Annotated in this window: 18 protein-coding genes; 16 read left to right on the forward strand and 2 right to left on the reverse strand. The window is 36.7% G+C overall.

Annotated elements, in window-relative coordinates; genetic code table 11:
• The first annotated feature begins 14 nt into the window (after positions 1–14).
• From KZZ04_RS01935 to KZZ04_RS02010, 16 genes are all read left to right on the forward strand, one after another.
• Positions 15–989, forward strand: coding sequence for a flagellin (locus tag KZZ04_RS01935; RefSeq protein WP_058403528.1), 975 nt, complete (start codon positions 15–17; stop codon positions 987–989).
• 86 nt (positions 990–1,075) lie between these two features.
• Positions 1,076–1,501: a flagellar protein FlaG gene (locus KZZ04_RS01940; RefSeq protein WP_219421651.1), complete on the forward strand. Its 426-nt coding sequence runs from the start codon at positions 1,076–1,078 to the stop codon at positions 1,499–1,501.
• A 27-nt stretch (positions 1,502–1,528) separates the two neighbouring features.
• On the forward strand, positions 1,529–2,935 hold the full coding sequence (gene fliD, locus KZZ04_RS01945) for a flagellar filament capping protein FliD (protein WP_219421652.1): 1,407 nt from the start codon (positions 1,529–1,531) through the stop codon (positions 2,933–2,935).
• Between the two features lie 41 nt (positions 2,936–2,976).
• Positions 2,977–3,405 (forward strand): flagellar export chaperone FliS, encoded by a 429-nt coding sequence (gene fliS, locus KZZ04_RS01950; protein WP_058403525.1) that lies wholly within the window; start codon positions 2,977–2,979, stop codon positions 3,403–3,405.
• Positions 3,395–3,670 carry a hypothetical protein gene (locus KZZ04_RS01955; RefSeq protein ID WP_058403524.1) on the forward strand — a complete coding sequence of 92 codons (276 nt, stop codon included), beginning with the start codon at positions 3,395–3,397 and terminating at the stop codon, positions 3,668–3,670. Before fliS ends, KZZ04_RS01955 begins: the two co-directional genes overlap by 11 nt.
• Positions 3,663–5,783 carry a 6-hydroxymethylpterin diphosphokinase MptE-like protein gene (locus KZZ04_RS01960; RefSeq protein ID WP_219421654.1) on the forward strand — a complete coding sequence of 707 codons (2,121 nt, stop codon included), beginning with the start codon at positions 3,663–3,665 and terminating at the stop codon, positions 5,781–5,783. The genes KZZ04_RS01955 and KZZ04_RS01960 overlap by 8 nt, the downstream gene beginning before the upstream one ends.
• 5 nt (positions 5,784–5,788) lie before the next feature.
• On the forward strand, positions 5,789–6,268 hold the full coding sequence (locus KZZ04_RS01965) for a GNAT family N-acetyltransferase (RefSeq protein WP_219421656.1): 480 nt from the start codon (positions 5,789–5,791) through the stop codon (positions 6,266–6,268).
• A 118-nt stretch (positions 6,269–6,386) separates the two neighbouring features.
• A complete protein-coding gene (locus KZZ04_RS01970; RefSeq protein WP_058403521.1) occupies positions 6,387–7,712 on the forward strand; it encodes an aminotransferase class III-fold pyridoxal phosphate-dependent enzyme in 1,326 nt (441 codons plus the stop codon).
• Positions 7,712–8,464, forward strand: coding sequence for an NTP transferase domain-containing protein (locus KZZ04_RS01975; protein ID WP_058403520.1), 753 nt, complete (start codon positions 7,712–7,714; stop codon positions 8,462–8,464). The genes KZZ04_RS01970 and KZZ04_RS01975 overlap by 1 nt, the downstream gene beginning before the upstream one ends.
• A gap of 17 nt (positions 8,465–8,481) precedes the next feature.
• Positions 8,482–9,537, forward strand: coding sequence for a pseudaminic acid synthase (gene pseI, locus KZZ04_RS01980; RefSeq protein WP_219421658.1), 1,056 nt, complete (start codon positions 8,482–8,484; stop codon positions 9,535–9,537).
• Between the two features lie 2 nt (positions 9,538–9,539).
• Complete coding sequence (locus KZZ04_RS01985; protein ID WP_219421659.1) at positions 9,540–10,910, forward strand: FAD-dependent oxidoreductase; 1,371 nt, start codon at positions 9,540–9,542, stop codon at positions 10,908–10,910.
• 25 nt (positions 10,911–10,935) lie between these two features.
• Positions 10,936–11,865, forward strand: a complete 930-nt coding sequence (locus tag KZZ04_RS01990) for a glycosyl transferase (RefSeq protein ID WP_235591403.1) — start codon at positions 10,936–10,938, stop codon at positions 11,863–11,865.
• Positions 11,858–12,526 (forward strand): class I SAM-dependent methyltransferase, encoded by a 669-nt coding sequence (locus KZZ04_RS01995; protein ID WP_219421661.1) that lies wholly within the window; start codon positions 11,858–11,860, stop codon positions 12,524–12,526. Before KZZ04_RS01990 ends, KZZ04_RS01995 begins: the two co-directional genes overlap by 8 nt.
• On the forward strand, positions 12,517–13,452 hold the full coding sequence (locus KZZ04_RS02000) for a DegT/DnrJ/EryC1/StrS family aminotransferase (RefSeq protein ID WP_058403515.1): 936 nt from the start codon (positions 12,517–12,519) through the stop codon (positions 13,450–13,452). The genes KZZ04_RS01995 and KZZ04_RS02000 overlap by 10 nt, the downstream gene beginning before the upstream one ends.
• On the forward strand, positions 13,433–14,077 hold the full coding sequence (locus KZZ04_RS02005; RefSeq protein ID WP_138528758.1) for a bifunctional 2-polyprenyl-6-hydroxyphenol methylase/3-demethylubiquinol 3-O-methyltransferase UbiG: 645 nt from the start codon (positions 13,433–13,435) through the stop codon (positions 14,075–14,077). Before KZZ04_RS02000 ends, KZZ04_RS02005 begins: the two co-directional genes overlap by 20 nt.
• Positions 14,068–14,811, forward strand: a complete 744-nt coding sequence (locus tag KZZ04_RS02010) for a WbqC family protein (protein ID WP_219421663.1) — start codon at positions 14,068–14,070, stop codon at positions 14,809–14,811. The genes KZZ04_RS02005 and KZZ04_RS02010 overlap by 10 nt, the downstream gene beginning before the upstream one ends.
• On the opposite strand, the gene KZZ04_RS02015 is transcribed toward KZZ04_RS02010, so the two are convergent.
• Entirely contained in the window at positions 14,803–15,660 is an 858-nt protein-coding gene (locus tag KZZ04_RS02015) for an aldo/keto reductase (protein WP_219421666.1), read from the reverse strand. The two genes, KZZ04_RS02010 and KZZ04_RS02015, sit on opposite strands and share 9 nt — an antisense overlap.
• Positions 15,657–16,808, reverse strand: a complete 1,152-nt coding sequence (gene pseC / locus KZZ04_RS02020) for a UDP-4-amino-4,6-dideoxy-N-acetyl-beta-L-altrosamine transaminase (RefSeq protein ID WP_219421668.1) — start codon at positions 16,806–16,808, stop codon at positions 15,657–15,659. The genes KZZ04_RS02015 and pseC overlap by 4 nt, the downstream gene beginning before the upstream one ends.
• Positions 16,809–16,821 lie beyond the last annotated feature (13 nt).

Genomic DNA, 16,821 nt, shown 5'->3' on the forward strand with positions numbered 1-16,821 from the left:
AAGCGGAGGCTATCATGGCTTTATATGTAAATAGTAATGTGAGTTCTTTGAACGCACAAAGACAACTGAGCAAATCAAGTAACGCATTGGATACTTCATTCCAACGTCTATCTTCAGGTATGCGTATCAACAGTGCAAAAGACGATGCTGCAGGTATGCAGATTTCAAACCGTTTATCATCACAAGTTAATGGTTTAAATCAGGGTAACCGAAACGCAAATGATGGTATTTCACTTGCACAAACAGCTGAAGGGGCACTTGATGAAGTAACATCGATGTTCCAACGTATTCGTACACTGGCACAACAAGCATCAAATGGTTCAAACACAGATGAAGATCGCCTAGCGATTCAAGAAGAAATTCGTTCATTGTCTTCAGAAGTAAACCGTGTTGCAGAAGACACTACATTCGGTGGTCAAAATTTATTAGATGGTAGTTATGACGCCAAATTCCAAGTAGGTGCAGATGCTGTGCAAACTATTGGTTTTAGTATGCAAGATGTGGGTACTACGGCAAGTGGTCCTAACTCTATTTCTGCAAATGGTGGATTCACGTTATCAGGAATCGCAGGTGTTGCTAGTAACCTAACAGGTAAAGGTTTAACAACTTTAGCTGCTGGTGTTTCTGATGTTTCTGGCGCAGCAGTTGGTGCAACAGATGACTTTGATACTAAATTTAGAGCAGATACAATTAGTGTATCAACGCAGGGTAATGCTCAGTTTGTTTTAGCTGGTATGGACTCGATGATTGCTGTTGTTGATAAGAAGCGTGCTGAGCTTGGTGCTGTTCAAAACCGTTTTCAATCAACTATTCGAAATCAGTCAAATATCTCAGAAAACTTATCGGCTGCAAAATCACGTATTCAAGATACCGATTTTGCGCAAGAAACAGCTAACCTAACTAAGATGCAGATTTTACAACAGGCTAGCCAAACAATCTTAAGCCAAGCAAATCAACGTCCACAAGCAGCGTTATCGCTTTTAGGCTAATTGATTTGAACTATGAGCCACTTTAGACTAAGCAAATAGTTCAAATGTGGCTTATAGTCTTATTATATGTTTCGAGGATAGCCGAGATGATTGATTTAAATTCTACACAAAAAACAATAGACGGGCTTAGTATTGTAAGTTCATCTATTAGTAAAGATGCGGTAAAAGAGGAAAAGCTTGAAAAGGGCACCTCTTTAACAGCAAGAGAAGCTGTTGATTTGAAGAATGCTCAAAATATTGATGAACAAGAAGGCAAACAAGATAAAGATTTGTTTGTCGAGGTAAAAGATAATCTAGAGAAGTTAAATGAGTATATCCCGGTAACATCAACTAACTTAAAATTTGAGTTTGATGATAGTGGAGATCTTCCTATCATTAAAGTGCTTGATAAAAGTAACGATGAAGTAATTAGAGAGATACCTACCGAAGAGTTTAGGGAAATAGCTAAAGCTTTAGATGAATTTGCCGATAAATTAACTAATAAAGGTTTACTGTTTAACAAAACAGTTTAGGCCATTCCAGCTATTTAGGATTATATTATGCCTCTTATTACATCTGCGGGTATTGGTTCAGGTCTCGATTTGGAAAGTATTATTTCGGCGTCAGTTGATGCTGAAAATGTACCTAAAATGAATGCCTTTGCAGCGAAGGATGAGGCGCTTCAAGTCGAGTTATCAGCGATAGGTGAAGTTAAATCTGCTTTATCGCAGTTACAAGATACAATTGAAAAATTAGCAGACCCAGATAACTTCAATAAACGAGTTGCTAATATAACCCAGCCAACAAGTGATGACGGAGACTTGATCTCTGTTACACCTACCTCTGATATAACTCCAGGTGACTTCAAGATAGAAGTGGTTGCAATTGCTCAAGGGAGTAGAGCTTTATCTGAAGATGGGTTATTTGCTACTAATGAAGACGTTGTGAGTGCTTCAGGTGGCACATTATCGTTTTCTGCAGGCCCTGATAAAACTTTTGATTTAACCTTAGACGCCGGTGCTACTCTCTCTGACTTACGTGATGCTATAAACGACTCTGACAGTAATTTTGGTGTTACGGCAAATATTATTAACACGGGTACTGAAGCGAAGCTTGTTTTGACTTCTACTGTAACAGGGACCGGAAACGATCTTGTTATCACAAACGATAACGCTGAACTTGATAACGTATCTACTGTAGCAAATGCAGGTGGTGCAGGCGGCATTGGAATAGCAGCAGAAAACTCCGCAAAAGATGCAATTATTAAAGTTGATGGTATTACCATAACAAACGATACAAACACCTTTAAAGATGCTGTACAAGATATGACGATAACAGCAAAACGTGAAAGTGTCGACAATGAGACAGCCAAGCTTTCAGTTGATTTTGACCGAGAAAGTGCAACAACGTTAGTTGATGAATTAATCACAAATTATAACAATGTTATAGGTCAACTAGGGTTTCAGTCACGCATCGGTAAGCCTTTAAATGGTGATTCTACTATCCGCTCTCTTAGTTCGCAATTAGTGAATGCTCTATCAACTAGCTTATCAGATGCAGGTCCTTTTGAGAGTATTTTTGATATCGGGCTTGGAGTTAATAAAGAAGGTTACTTAGAAAAATCGACTCTAGTGAGAAGCTTGAATGATGCGTTAGATAATAATTTTGATGATATTGGCAAGGCTTTTGCAGGTGAAAACGGTATAGCTTCAAAGTTTGAAACGTTATTGGATAACTATGTCGATACGAACGGCATTATGAAGCAGCGAGAGGACAGTTTAAATGGACAAATTTCTGATTTAGAAGATGATGTTGAAAATCATCAATTCAGAATGGAGTCTTTGGAAGCTAGACTTCGCGAACAATATGCAGGGTTAGATGTACTGCTTGCACAAATGCAGTCAACGCAAACCTACTTGAGTGCACAATTGGCAAGTCTTCCGGGCTTTACACGTTCAGATGGTTAAGTATAAGTAATTGATTTAGCAATAAAATATATAGGTGAGTTATGTACAACGCTAAAGTAAAAAATTATCAAAAAGAGGCCCTAAAAACGCGAGTTGCAGGGGCCGATAGGTATGAAATTATTCAAATGCTAATGGCGGGCGCAATTGAGAAAATGGTCTTAGCAAAAGTAGCGATTGAAAAAAAACACTTGGAAGCTAAAAGCGAACATATCTCAAGAGCATCAGCGATTATCAATGCATTGCGCGGTTGTTTAGATTTTGACGCTGGTGGTGATGTGTCAACAAATCTTTATTCACTTTATACTTACATGGATGAGCGTCTATTGGATGCGAGTATCAAAAACGACCCTGAAATAATTACTGAAGTGTCGAACCTATTAAAAGAGATAAAATCAGCGTGGGATGCAATCCCTCATGAAGTAAGAGAACAAACGTTATCTGAAAATGGTATCGATGCTCATGTTGGATAAAATTGACTCTTTGATTTCGCAGCTTGAAGCTGCGATTGATGAGCCAAACCTTGAAAAAGCACTCAATTTAGACCGCAAGTTACTTGATGAAATAAAAGCGACCGATGAAATATCCCTACATGAAAATGCTACTTATTTTCTATCAGTCGCCGCAAAGCATCAAAATATAATAAATAAAGTCGACGACTTAAAAAAACAGTCTTTTAAAAATATTACTCAGTTTAATAAAAACCAAAAGAATATTAAGAAATATCAAAATGTCTAAAAATGATCTGCAAAGTGCTCAACAGTCAATAAATGAGATTGAAGAGACCCTTAATTCAATTTCGCAAAAACAAAAAAACGAAGATGCTTTTGTAGATAAAGCGAGCACGACTTTCGACAATAATATCGTAGCGTTTAAAAAGTATTTTCCTGATATTGCCGAGAAATTTAGTTCGCATCAGCCAAGCAGTAAATTTAATTTATTTCTTAACCACAATGGTACAGCTAATTTTGTTGACTACGACACAGGGGTTCCTATTTATAGTGAAGACCCGCATAAGCAGTCTAGTGAGCAAATAAAGAATATGCTTGAAAACCCTATAATGGGTAAAGTTGACCATAGCCAATTGGAATTCTTAAAAAATGAGACGGGTTTTATCCATATTGATTTAATGGCTGAAATTGGCGCTATCTACAATGAAACGCAACAGGATCTTCCTTCGACAAAAAATGTTGCTGAATATGTACCCAGTGCAATTATTTTTGGCGTTGGCTTAGGATATCATTTAGATCATTTTTTTGACTCTTTTAATGCAGCTTATATAAGCATCTTTGAACCCAATGAAGATTATTTTTTTGCAAGTTTATTTACATTTGACTGGGCTAATTTTCTTAGCAAAGTAGATGAAGCTGGAAGTTATTTATATTTCTCGATTGGTGTGCCTGAGCAAGAAATGTATGAAGCTTTGCATTTAAGAGCTGGAGAAATTGGTGCGTTTAGTGTTGCAAGTGCACTATTTTTTCAACATTACCCTTCTGAATCTGTAAATAAATTAATTAATGAGTTTAAAGGCAATTATCATCAGTTTTTTATGGGGTGGGGTTTTTTTGATGATGCGCTCTTAAGCGTTGCTCATTCAGTCGAAAACTCTTTAAAACCTATTAATTTGCTACAGCCTGCGAAAAAGGTTTCCGAAAAGTATAATCATTATCCTATATTTATTGTTGCAAATGGACCTTCATTGGATAACGATATTGAAACAATTAAAAAGTTACAAGACAAGGTCATTGTCGTTGCATGTAACTCTGCTACAACAGCATTATTAAAGCAAGGTATTACACCTGATTTTCATGTTGCACTTGAAAGAACGAAGGCAACAGAAGATTTTTTAACAGCATTTATTCCTGAAAATACCCGCCAAAAAATAAATCTACTTGTGCTAAATGTAATGTACCCAAACGTACTCGATTTGTTTGGCTGGTGTGGCGTTGCACTAAAAAGTAACGAAGCAGGTACATCATTATTTCATATTTCGGAGTTTTTAAATAATGGCAGAATCACATCAACTATAGGGTTCAGCAACCCCTTGGTTGGGAACACAGCACTTAGTTTTTTTGGTAGTATGGAATTTAAAAATATTTATCTTTTCGGTGCTGATAATGGTTATAAAGATCCTAACCATCATCATTCAAAAGGTAGCTATTATTACTCAGGTGAGGGTGAAACGATACATGCGCCTTTAAAAATGGGGGGCGAGCTCATTATACCTGGCAATTTTGGCGGCGATATAATTACCGATCACTTCATGCACACAGGAAAAGTGCAAATGGAACGTTTTTTAGAGTCTAAACTTGATTCAGGGATAAATTGTTTTAATTGCAGTGATGGGGCCGCTGTTAAGGGGAGCATGCCTTTAAGGTCAGATGATATTTTACTAGAAGAATTTATTTTTTCTAAAAATGAAGTTATTGATCATATAAAAACGCAGCCATTCTCTAGTGTAGATGAAAGTGTGTGTTTAACAGATTATTTGGATTTTGATGAGTTTGAGCAGCTATGTAACACAATGGTTGAGATACTTGATGGTCCAATTTTAAATCGAGCTGAAGCGCTCAAGCAGCTACTTGAAAGTTTAAGGTATTTGTTCTCATTTAAAAATCATCCAAGATACACACATCTTTATTTGTTACTTGAAGGTGAGTCGCTTTACGTTACCTCGGTGCTTATCTCGTTACTTTATAACTTTGGTGATGAGACATCGATAGTACCTTATTATGAGAAGGCAAAAACACTTTGGCGAGATTTCATTGCGGATGCTCCACAGCAATACAGAGACCGTTGGAATGAGTTAAGTGATTACAGCTTTGATTACTCAAAACCTTCTGTGAGCTAGTAAATATGCAGATTAAGAGTAAACGATTTGTTCTTACGCTCTTAACTGAGGCCCATGCTTCAAATCGATACCTCAGCTGGTTTGAAGATAATAAAGCTAAAGAGTTTATTAGCTATACATCGTCATCTTTAAACGAATTGAAGGCTTATATTAAAACTAAAAATGAAGACCCCGCAGCTATTTTGCTGGGTATTTTTGCTGATGGTGAGCATATTGGCAATATAAAGTATGAGCCTATCGACTTAGTTAATAAAACCGCGACAATGGGGATTTTGTTGGGTGAGGCTAGATGGCGTGGTAAAGGTGTTGCAGCTGAGGTTATTTCTGCAAGTGCAGATTACTTAGCTAAAAACTTTCATATAGAAACAATTATACTGGGTGTTGATAAGGGTAATATGCCTGCAATATCTGCTTATAATAAATTGGGTTTTGAAATTAGCGAGCAAACTGACCATGGTTTGTTTATGAAAAAATCACTTCTATAAAAATATCTATTCTTCCTAAGCCTTTTCTTAAAATAGCCGATAAGTTATTAGAGCGTAAGCGAAATTTCATTATAATGGTTGATAAATAATTTAAACTTATTATTTCTAAGGAAAAAACATGTCATCAAAAAGCAATTCGGGTGCTGAGCTGTGGCAAAAAGCCAAAAAAATTATTCCAGGTGGGAATCAATTACTTTCAAAGCGTGCCGAAATGTTTTTACCCGATCAATGGCCTGCCTATTATAAAAAGTCTAAAGGCTGTGAAGTTTGGGATTTAGATGATAACCATTACTATGACTTCTCTATTATGGGAATTGGTACTAGTTCTTTAGGTTACGCTAATGATGAAATTAACGATGCGGTGATAAGTTCGATTTCTAACGGAAGTATGAGTAGTTTGAATTGCCATGAAGAAGTTGAATTAGCAGAAAAACTTATTGAAATACACCCTTGGGCGGGAGCTGTCCGCTTTACTCGTACTGGTGGGGAATCGTGTGCGTTAGCAGTGCGAATTGCCCGTGCCTATAGTAAAAAAGATGTTGTTGCCTTTTGCGGCTACCATGGTTGGCATGATTGGTACTTAGCAACAAATATAACTGACGCTGAAAATTTAGACGAGCAATTATTACCTGGTTTAAGGCCTGCTGGTGTACCTAAGCAATTACAAAATACTGTGGTGCCATTTAAAGAAGGTGATATTGATGGCTTTAAGGCAATCATAGATGCTCACGGTGATAACCTTGGCGTTGTTATGATGGAAGTTTTTCGTCATGGGTTGCCGGATGTTGCCTTTCTTCAAGCTGTGAAAGATTTAGCTGTTGAACATAACATTGTTGTAATTTTTGATGAAATATCCTCAGGGTTTAGACTCAACACAGGGGCTTCTCATCTTTTAACATCGATAGAGCCAGATATTTGTGTACTAGGAAAGGCACTGGGTAACGGCCATCCAATAGGGGCTATAATAGGTCGTTCTGAAGTGATGGATGCAGCGCAACAATCTTTCATTAGTAGTTCTTATTGGACCGAACGAGTTGGCTTTACAGCTGCGTTAAAAACATTAGAAGTATTTCAAAGAGATAATATTCCCAAACGCTTAAATGAAACTGGCGCAAGACTAAAATCTCGAATTGAAGAAGTCGTCACTCAAACAGGCTTTAACCTAAAAATTATAGGTATTGATAGTGTCCCTATATTTATATTTCCAGGTGATCATGCTTTGGCATTAAAAACACTATTTACCCAAGAAATGCTTAAAAGAGGATTTTTAGCGAGTAATGTTATTTACCTTTCGATTGCCCATACCGATGAGCTTTGCGATAAATATATTGATGCAATGAGAGATGTTTTTTATTTTCTTCAGCAGTCGCTAGACAGTAATGCAGATATAGAAAGCCTAATCAATGGGCCGGTATGCCACAGTGGCTTTCAAAGGTTAAATTAATGAAATCAGTTGCTGCATTTATTCAAGCAAGAATGGGGTCGTCAAGATTACCAGGCAAGGTGTTAAAAGAATTAAATGGGATCCCCGTTATTTTGCACATTGTAATGCGTTTAAAGCAATCTAGGTACATTGATAATATTGTTCTTCTTACTTCTTTTAACGAAGAAAATGATAAGTTGGTTAAGTTAGCCAAACGCCATAATATCAACGTGTTTAGAGGTTCAGAGGATAATGTTTTAGCGCGTTTCCAGCAAGCAAGCCAAGCATATCCATCAGACCATATTGTGAGAATAACAGGCGATTCACCTTTTGTAGATGTTGGCGTGTGTGATTTATTATTGCAGACGTACTTTGAAAAACAGGTTGATTATGCCTTTTTGAGTGAACAATTTGCCGAAGGCGTTGATTGTGAGGTTTTTAAAACGAGCGTACTGTCTTCTTTAGATACGGCTGCACTCAGAGAGTCTGAACGTGAACACGTGACGTTACATTTTTACGAAAATAAACTAAATCAATTTTCTACCTATGAAATGCAAAACACAACAGATGACAGCAGCTATCGGTTTACATTAGATACACCTGAAGATTGGCAGGTTATTAAAGAATTAGCACGTTTTACTAACGATACTGTTAACATTAATTATCAAAATATAAAAAATATACTTGATGCTTATCCTCACATTAAACAGATTAATAGCCAAGTTATTCGTAACGAAGGGTTAGCTATTTCATTACAAAATGAACAACATTAATTAGCTTTGGACTTATTATGAAAATTAACAATAAAATAATCGATGAAAATAGTCCGTGTTACATTATAGCTGAAATGTCTGCAAACCATGGTGGAGACATAAATAAAGCGAAAAAATTAATCGCTGAGGCTAAGTTAGCTGGGGCAGATGCTGTAAAGCTACAAACTTACACGGCAGATACAATCACACTAAATTGTTCGAAGCCAGATTTTTGTTTGCCTAGCGACAACCCTTGGCAAGAACATGTGTCTTTGCACTCACTTTATCAAAAAGCGTTTACACCTTGGGAATGGCATCAGGCGCTGTTCGAAGAGGCCAAGCGTTGCGAAATTGATATATTCTCTTCCCCATTTGATGAATCTTCCGTTGATTTACTTGAATCATTAAATACACCGGTATATAAAATTGCCTCTCCGGAAATAACAGATATTCCCCTTTTGAAATATGTTGCGGCAACAGGCAAGCCTGTGATTCTTTCAACAGGAATTGCTGAGTTAGCTGACATTGAACTTGCGGTTAGTACATTGCGCAATAACGGGTGTGATAGCATTGCAATTTTAAAGTGTACAACAGCTTATCCAACCCCATTAGAAGAATGCAACTTAGCAACAATTTCCGATATAGCTAAACGATTTAATTGTATTGCTGGTTTATCTGATCATACACAAGGGATTATTTCACCGATAGTAAGTGTTACATTGGGTGCAAAAATAATTGAAAAACATTTTATTATTGATAAATCTGACGATTCAGTAGATGCCTTTTTCTCATTAGATAGAGACGAATTTTCATCACTGGTTAGGTCAGTAAGAGACGCCGAAAAAGCAATAGGTACTGTGAGCTATGACATAACAGATTCAGCGAAAAAAAATATGTTAGCTAGGCGCTCACTCTATTTTGCTAAGGATTTACCTAAGGGCCATGTTATTACAAAACACGATATCAAATCGGTTAGGCCAGGCTTTGGCTTACACACTAAGCATTTTGATGATGTACTAGGACTGTGTTTAACAAGCGATGTAGAGCTGGGTGATAGAGTTAGTTTTGCGTTAACGAATAAGTTAAGAGGCTAGCTATGAAAACATGTGCAGTGGTCGGTGGTGGGATTTGTGGAATAACGGCAAGCATTTTGTTGCGCAAGCATTACGATCGCGTTGTATTAATTGAGCAGTCTGAATCGTTAGGTGGCTTGTTGAATTCAGTCACTGACGATGCTGGTAATTTTTACGACCAAGGTACACACATTCCAGCTAGCACCGGTGTTGCTGAAATAGACGAGATACTATTCAACCACCCTCACTTTTCTAATAATTGGCATACATTTAAACACCTCAAAACAGGAAATTACTTTGCAGGTAAGTGGGATTTAGAAACACAAACAATTGATGCAAGAAAATTAGATACAGCACTTTATAAACAAGGTATTGGTGAGTTTATGTCACTCACATCAGGGTCTGAGGCTAATAACATTGAGCAATATTTATGTGAAACTTTAGGTGTAGTGTTTTATCAGTACCTTGCAAAACCGGTTATTAATAAGCTTTATGGTGACGACGTAGCATTTACTGATTTAGCTAAAAATACCAGCATTAATTATTTTGGCGCTACAAGAATAAAAGCATTCAATGCATCGTTGTCACGAGTCTTAAAGCAACATCCAGAGTTTGATAAAAAGCTTGGCTATCATAGTGCTGCTGAATTTGAAACATTACTTGCAGAGCAAGGTTCATACCTTCCTAATTATTACTACCCAAATAGCGCTAAAGGCGCGCAGACTTGGATCGATCAATTACAGGCAAAAGCTGAATCTTTAGGAGTTGAAATTCGCTGTAGTAGTCAAGTGGTAGATATTGAATATCAAGATGATTTAGTTACTGCGTTTAGCCTTAACGATGGCTCACGTATTAAGTGCGACTTGTTATTTTGGAGTGCGCCGCCTGTATTTGCACTAAAGGCCGCTAATTTACCGATCGCAAATTATAAACCCATATTTAGGACCGCAAATATCTTACATTTTACGTTTGATAAGCAGCCTTTAAATAAAGAATCGCATTACCTTTGGAACTGGGACCCATGTTCGGATATTTTCAGGGTTACACTGTATAACAATTTAAGGCAAAGTGATAAGTATCAAGTATCGGCAGAGGTATTAAGGTACAAAGCAGATCCTACGTACACATTAGAGCAGGGTGTTATTGATCTAAAAAATATGGGAGTTTTAACGCCTGACACCAAAATGAAAAGTGGATGTGTACAAATAATTGATAATACTTTTCCTGTACCTACGCATGATTTTTGTACTACAACACAGATTAATTATGAAACATTAACAAATTCGTTTAAAAATATTATTGTATCGGGTAGGTTTAGTGGTCGTTGCTGGTTGTTATCTGATGTGCTAATTCTTGCTCATAAAGAATTAAAAGAGTATTGCACTGTTGGCTAATTTTATATTCTATTGTAATGGAACTATGAAAACAGGCTTTGGGCATTTATCAAGGTGTTTAAATGTTGCAAGGGCGACCTTTGCATTACAGCCTTTTAGTAATATTGTTTTTTTTGGCGACTTTGATCAATTTTCTACCCAGCGTATTAATAATTTTGGTTTCACCGTAGCAGGCAGTGACTTTACTTTTGAGCCAGATATGACGGTGCTTGCCGATAGCTATCAGTTCACTTTTGAGCAATTATTTGAGTTAAAAAAAATAGGGTTGAAGCTATGCATCATCGACGACTTTGATCAATATAATTACACTTTTATAGATCTTATTGTGAATTTTAGATTTAACGCTGAGGCGTTTTGTCGTTCAACCAATAAACATAGGTTAGGGGTACGTTACTTTTCATTTGCCCAAGAATTATTATCATTAAGGCGAAGCCGCTCACAAGGTCACTTTCAAAATAGTATTAATACTATTTTGGTTTTTATTGGCGGTAATGATCGATTTGATGTGGCTACGCATGTTGTAAATGCCTTAGATAAGCTAGTGGTAGGTAAGAAAATTATTTTATTAGATCAAAAAGCCCCTTCTATTAGTTTAAAAAATAACACTTACCAAGCATTAGAGTTTGTTGATGATATGTCTGCTGTATACAAACAAGCCGATTTAATCATTAATGGCGGGGGATTAACAAAGTATGAAGCAGGTTTTTGCCTTATACCTAACTGCGCCATTTCACAAACGAGAGAACAACATACCGATACTTTAGAACTTGCCAGAGCACATTTAACCTTTGATTTGGGTCTTGCTGAAGATGCAACGATAGAAAGCTTAACATTAAACATTGAGGGGTTTTTACACACTGGTGTTCTGGCGCAAAGAGACGCAATGTTATCATCATATTATCTCGATTCGACCGAGCAATTCGCAAAAGAAATTTTAAAGGTATCAAATGAGTGAGTTTAATTCTAAACAAGCAGAGTGGGATGAAATTGCGCGTATAAACAGTGATTTTAAAGCACAGGTTGGGCGACCCTTTGACGATACACTTTGGCAGGCGCTCATCGATGATGTTGAGCAAAAACTCATGTTCTCAGCGCAAGGTAATAGTATTTTAGATGTAGGGTGTGGTAACGGCTTACTATTATCAAAATTACACAAGTGCTCACAGTATGCAGGTGTTGACTACTCTCAAGCAATGATAGATGAAGCAAAAAAATTACTCCCTCAAGGCGTTTTTTATCAATCACAAGCGAGTGTTCTTAAATTTGACAACAATGAGTTTGAGAGAGTACTCAGTTACAGTATCTTTCATTACTTCCCAAGCTATCAATATGCACTTGATGCGATTAAAGAAATGATACGAGTATGCAAGCCCGGAGGTATAATTTTGATTGGCGATATACTCGATAAACACTTTGAGCACGATATAAAAAGTGCAAGTGATCTGGAATATGAAAAAACGATTCCGTTGATACATCGTTATTCTCAGTGGCGCTTTTTTTCTTTTGAGCAATTGAAAACTGATTTACAGCATTGTGTTAAGAAAGTAGAAATACTGACTCAACCAGAAGGTTTTCCTTTATCTCGTTATCGCAAGGATTTGAGGTTATGGGTTTAACTCGATTACAGAGCCTTATTGCTACTGCATTTGACCGCCAGCATGCATTATTGACTAGCTCTGGAAGCTTTGCGCTTATAACTGCACTCAATGCCTCACAGGCTCCAAAGGGTAGCTCAGTAATAATGCCAGCAAGCTGTTGCCCGATTGTTTTGTTTGCTATTCAAATGGCAGGTTACAACGTTATTTTGGCTGATGTTTCGTTGTGCTCTTTGTCTATGGAGGTCACTAATATAGAAGCTGTTTTTAATGATTCTGTATCAGTAATAGTGGCCGTTCATGGTTACGGACACTATTGTAAAATTGATGAAATAGAAAAGTTTGCAAAACACAATAACATTACACTAATAGAAGATGCATGTTTGGTGTATGGCAGTAAATACAAAGGCAAACCGTTAGGTAGCTTTGGCGACTTCTCTATTTTAAGTTTTGGGTATGATAAACCTATTGATAATCAATACGGCGGAGCTATTTTAACTAACTCTGAGCGGCTATTTGAATGCGCTAAGGAGTTTTTAAACGAGAATAAAATGGCTCAATTTAGTGACGTAAAACCGTTAGAAGTATTAAATGGCCGCTTTTTAAATTTAAATAAGCAAATGCAAGTGCGAAAAGAGAATGTAGATTATCTGCAAAATAATATTACTAATTCGCTTTTTGTAAAAGCAAGTTTTGATGCTGAAGTAACGTATTGGCGCTACCCTTTACTTATAAAAAATAGAAGTCACTTTTTAGCTAAGGCAAAAGAGAGTGGCATTATTTTTACTAAGCATTATAAATCGTTAGGTGAATTACAAACCAATGGACATTATCCAAATGCGTCACTGATTGATGATCAAATTATAAATTTATTTGTCCGTCCCGAAACACCTCAAGAGCAATTAACCAATATGGTAATGTTTATAAATGACTACCAAGACAAGTAATACTTTAAAGTCGTATTATCAGTCTCTGTATAAAGAGTATGGTGACAGCCACAAATCAGTACAGCATGTATCAAAAGAATCACAAAATATAAGATTTGCGATATTTCTGAATATGATTTCATCAAGTAGCCGAGTTATTGATTTAGGCTGTGGGCTGGGTGATATGCTTTCGTATCTAAGAAAAAACGGTTTTACCGGTGAGTATTTAGGTTATGACTTTGTACCAGAGTTTATAGACGCCGCAAATGCCAAGTTTACCTCAGATACAAAAGCTCAATTCAAAGTGTTTGATATCTATGAGGATGAGATAGCACAAGGCTATGACCATGTGCTTATTAGCGGTGTGTTCAATAATAAAATGACTGATAACATGGGCTTTTTAACACTTACCTTACAAAAAAGTATTCAGCAGTGTGAGCAGTCGGTTATTTTTAATGCGTTATCGACATTTGTGGAATTTAAAAATGAGGCTCTTTTTTATGTCTCACCCTTAGAATTATTTGAATTATGCAAAACAACAATGACACCTTTTGTTTCCTTAAAGCATGACTACGTTACTAAGCCAGGTGGTTACCCTTATGAATTTACAATGCAATTAAGTAAAAGCGAAATAACATGTTACTGAGTATAATGCAGCCTACTTACTTACCCTGGTTAGGTTATTTTGGGTTAATTAACAGCGCCGATAAATTCGTATTTTTAGACAACGTAAAGCTTGAAAAAAGTGATTGGCATGTTAGAAATAAAATTAAATCGGGTAAGCAAGAGCTTATGCTGACTTGTCCGGTAAGTACCCCTAAAGGAAGAATGACAGCAACAATTGAAAACACTCAATTTGTCAGTGCAAATCCTTGGCGAAGAAAGCATCTTAAAAGCATTGCTGAAAGCTACGCAAAAGCACCGTTTTTTAGTTCCTTGTTTCCACTATTAGCTCCCATTTATAAAGACGAGAGCATTACTTGCCTGGCTCAAATGAATATTAAAATCATTAGAGTATTGATGGGGTATATGAATATAACCACACCAACATTTACTGCTTCTCAGCTTAAAGGCGTGTCTGGTGTTAAAGATGCTCGGCTAGTATCTATTTGTCATGAGTTAGAATGTAATACTTATTTATCACCAGTAGGCGCGCAGGCTTACATTGAACAAGAGACCCCAGGCGGGGCATTAGTTAAAAATGGTATTGATGTTTTTTATCAAAACTTTATTCATCCTAAATACCCACAAATTAAGGGTGAGTTTATCTCTCATTTAAGTGTGATTGACTGCTTATTTAACGTTGGGCCTGTTGAAACAGCTAAATTAATTAATACATGCTCGAGAGCACATACTCACTATCAATCTCTATCAGTTTAATTGCCAAAGTGCTGGGTTAATAAAACGCTCATCAGGTAGGCTAAACTCAGATAAATCAATATTGGATAAGCTTGAAGTTAAGCAGCTTAAAATTTCATTAAGCTGTTGTTCGTTGTTTACGCCTACAACCACTTTGTCTACTTCATCAATATTAACCACATAATTTAATGCTAGTGATAACGTTGAGACATTTAAGTAATTACTCAGCTTGGTAAGCTTTTCTAGTAAAGGAGCAATAGGTTTAAAATAATCTGGGAAAGTGTCACTTTCCATTAGCAATAACCCCTGAAGAAAGGCTGAACGAGTATGAATTTCTATATCTGCAGCTTTTAGTTGTTTTAATGAATTTGATTGAACGAAGCGTTGATCAAGAATATTAAGAGGTAACTGAATTAGATCTGCAAATGCTAATACATCATTATTAAGCTGCTCGGGGGAATATAAAGATACTCCCACTTTTTTTACTTTATTATCTGCTTTAATTTGCTTTAAGCAATCAAGTGCAACAGGGAATTGACTAAAATCTTCAAAGCGATGAAGTAGTAATCCATATAAAGCGTCACAATTTAAGTCGCAAAGAGACTGTTTAACCGTTTTTGTTATAAAATCATCAACATTGATTAAATTAGATATAGGAGGAACTTTACTTACTATATTGAATGAATTTACTAGGCACTGGCCTAATTCTTTTTCAGCATTACCATAAGCTGATGCAGTATCAATGGTCGTTATATTTTCGCTTTTGGCAAGGTTCAGTATTTTTTTTATTTCTTTCTGATGTGTTTTGCCACGTGTATTACTTATTCCGTAGTCAACACCAAACTGAACAGTACCTAGTGCGAGCTTCACAGTAATTTACCAATTTCATCAATAATATAGCTCTGCTCTTGCTCTGTAAGTTGAGGATGCAAAGGGATAGTGAATGCTGTTTTATAGTATTTCATTGCGTTGGGGAAGTCGCTATCTTTAAAGCCCATTTCTTTATAAAAAGGTTGAGTGTGTATTGGAATATAGTGAAGATGACTAATAATGCCTTTACTCCTCAATTGCTCAATAATATGCCTATGAAGGTGGCAGTGGCCATCAGCAAGTTTAACTACGTATAAATGGTAGCTCGAATAGCATTTTGTAAGTTGTGTTAAATGCGAGAGTGGCATAGTTTCAAACGCATTAGAATATGAAATAGCGAGTGCGTTTCTGGTTGTAACAAATTCATCAAGTTTATCAAGTTGGCTGAGACCAAGTGCTGCTTGTAGTTCTGTCATTCGGTAATTAAAGCCAAGCTCTACTTGCTGGTAATACCAAGGGCCATGGCTTTGCTCAGTCATTTCATTTGGATCATTAGTGATCCCATGACTTCTTAAGCGCTGTAATTTTTTTGCAAGCTGTTGATTATTACTAACTGCCATACCGCCTTCGGCAGAGGTAATTATCTTTACCGGGTGAAAACTAAATACAGTGATATCTGAAAATTCACAGCAACCTACTTTATTGCCATTATATTGTGCGCCAATAGCATGTGATGCATCTTCAATGATTTTAAAACCATACTGCTTTGATAAATCGTAAATAGCTTCCATATCACACGATTGACCTGCCAAGTGAACAGGGATAACGACTTTAGGTAAGCAATTATTTTTTTTTGCGCTAATAAGCTTATCAGCAAGGGCTGGCACTGACATATTGCCAGTTGCCAAGTCAATATCTACAAAGTCCACAGCAGCCCCACAGTAAAGCGCACAATTGGCTGAGGCTACGAACGAAATTGGCGACGTCCAAACAGTATCACCTTCGCTTACATTTAATGCTAAACATGCAATATGTAGAGCAGAAGTCGCGCTATTAACAGCAATACCATATTGAGCGTTACAGTATTTTGCAATAGCAGCCTCAAAAGCGGGTACTTTTGGTCCTTGAGTTAGCCAATCAGACTCTAAAACAGCTACAACGCTATCAATATCTGCTTGGCTTATTAGTTGTTTACCATATGGAATCATTTATTTTATTCAG

The organism is Pseudoalteromonas sp. CR1, from assembly GCF_019392235.1.
Classification (GTDB): domain Bacteria; phylum Pseudomonadota; class Gammaproteobacteria; order Enterobacterales; family Alteromonadaceae; genus Pseudoalteromonas.